The sequence below is a fragment of the Streptomyces odonnellii genome (genome assembly GCF_000981895.1).
GTDB classification, from domain to species: domain Bacteria; phylum Actinomycetota; class Actinomycetes; order Streptomycetales; family Streptomycetaceae; genus Streptomyces; species Streptomyces odonnellii.
Genome location: NZ_LATD01000366.1, coordinates 1 through 1,754 on the forward strand (window position 1 = coordinate 1; position 1,754 = coordinate 1,754).

A 1,754-nucleotide genomic window follows, 5' to 3' on the forward strand; every position below is an offset into this window, starting at 1 on the left:
GCCCGTCCTGCCCGCCCCGCCCGTCGCGATGGAGATCCGCACGCTGAAGATCGGCACGCTGTCGGTCCGTGCGCTGACGATCCGTACGCCGCCGGGTGCGGGTGCGGGCCCCCGGGCGCGCCGGCTTCCCGCTCTCCCGCTCCCGGTTCTCCAGCTCCTCACGCAGCCGGGCCAGGGCCCGGTGCAGTGTGCTCTTCACCGTACCCACCGACATTCCGAGCGCGGCGGCGGTCTCCTCCGTACTCATCTGCTCCCAGTGTCGCAGCACCACGACACTGCGCTGCTTGGGTGCCAGTACTCCGAGGATCTCGACGAGCAGGGCGCGGTCGGCGTGCTGCTCCGCGCCGTCCTCGACACGCGCGTCCGGCAGCTCCTCGGTGGGGACCTCTTCGAGCTTGCGGGCGCGCCACCACTCGGTACGGGTGTTGATCATGACGCGGCGCAGATAGGCGTCGGCGAGCGACTTGTCGGCGATGCCGTCCCAGCGTCCGAACGTACGGGCGAGAGCGGTCTGGAGCAGGTCCTGCGCGTCGACGGGGTCGGGCACCAGTCTGCGGGCGCTGCGCAGCAGGGCCTCCTGCCGGGTACGGACGTACTCCTCGAAACCGAGCACCTCGCCCTGCGCCATGCCGACCGCCTCCGACCCCGTGACCGTCCTCGCTGTTCGCCGCCCTTCGGGGACGGCAGCGAAGTCCTTACGGCGGCGAAATTACGGAGCGCTTGTCACGGGGCTGTGCGGGACAGCCGTCGGCGGACGCACGGCTGTCCATCGGTTGTGTAACGGCCGGAGCCGGCGGAGAGCCGGCCGGTACGGGTACGGTCCCTGACCCGGTCAGCTCTGCGGCAGCCGGTAGACGCCGTTCTCCAGGGGTTCGACCAGTCCGTCCGCGACCAGTCCGTCCAGCGCCCTGGCGCGCTGCACCGGCTCGTCCCACACCGCGTCGAGCGCCGTCTGCGGCACCGGCCCGACCGTCTCGCGCAGTACGGCGAGAAGCCTTCCCCGCACCTGGCGGTCCGTACCCGCGTACGACTGGCCGCGCCGGGGCGCGCCGTCGTGCGCCGGCTTGTCCGCCAGCCGCCAGGCGCACCGCGCGGCGATGGGACAGCGTCCGCACGCCTCGTTCTTCGCCGTGCAGACCAGCGCGCCCAGCTCCATGGAGGAGGCGGCCCAGCGCGCCGCGGTCGCCGCGTCCTCGGGCAGCAGGGCGCGGGCCAGCTTGCGCTCGGCGGCCGTGGTCGCGTTCGGCGGGTACTGGACACCGGTCACGGCACGGGCGAATACCCGGCGCACATTGGTGTCGAGCACGGCGTGGCGCTGTCCGTACGCGAACGAGGCCACCGCCGCGGCCGTGTACTCACCGATCCCGGGCAGCGAGAGGAGCTGCGCGTGCTCGCGGGGTACGTCGCCTCCGTACCGCTCCGTTATCGCCTGCGCGGCACCGTGCAGCCGCAGTGCGCGGCGCGGGTAGCCGAGCCGGCCCCAGGCGCGTACCGCCTCGCCGGGGGCCTCGGCGGCCAGGTCGGCGGGGCGCGGCCAGCGGGCGAGCCACTGCTCGTACACCGGGAGGACCCGGCTGACCGGGGTCTGCTGGAGCATGAACTCGCTGACCATCACACCCCAGGCGCCCGCTTCGGGGCGGCGCCAGGGCAGATCGCGCGCGTTCGACTCGAACCACGCGATGACGGGGGTGTGCAGGGCGGCCGGATCGGTGCCGGCCAGGACCGCGGCGGGCTGCGGGGCCACGGATGCGGGC

Annotated in this window: 2 protein-coding genes; both read right to left on the bottom strand. The window is 73.7% G+C overall.

Features of this window, described 5'->3' with window-relative positions:
• A partial coding sequence (locus tag WH07_RS29840; protein WP_232789110.1) for a SigE family RNA polymerase sigma factor occupies positions 1–628 on the bottom strand: 628 nt, incomplete at its 3' end.
• A gap of 204 nt (positions 629–832) precedes the next feature.
• Positions 833–1,720 carry an HhH-GPD family protein gene (locus tag WH07_RS29845; RefSeq protein ID WP_106409715.1) on the bottom strand — a complete coding sequence of 296 codons (888 nt, stop codon included), beginning with the start codon at positions 1,718–1,720 and terminating at the stop codon, positions 833–835.
• Positions 1,721–1,754 lie beyond the last annotated feature (34 nt).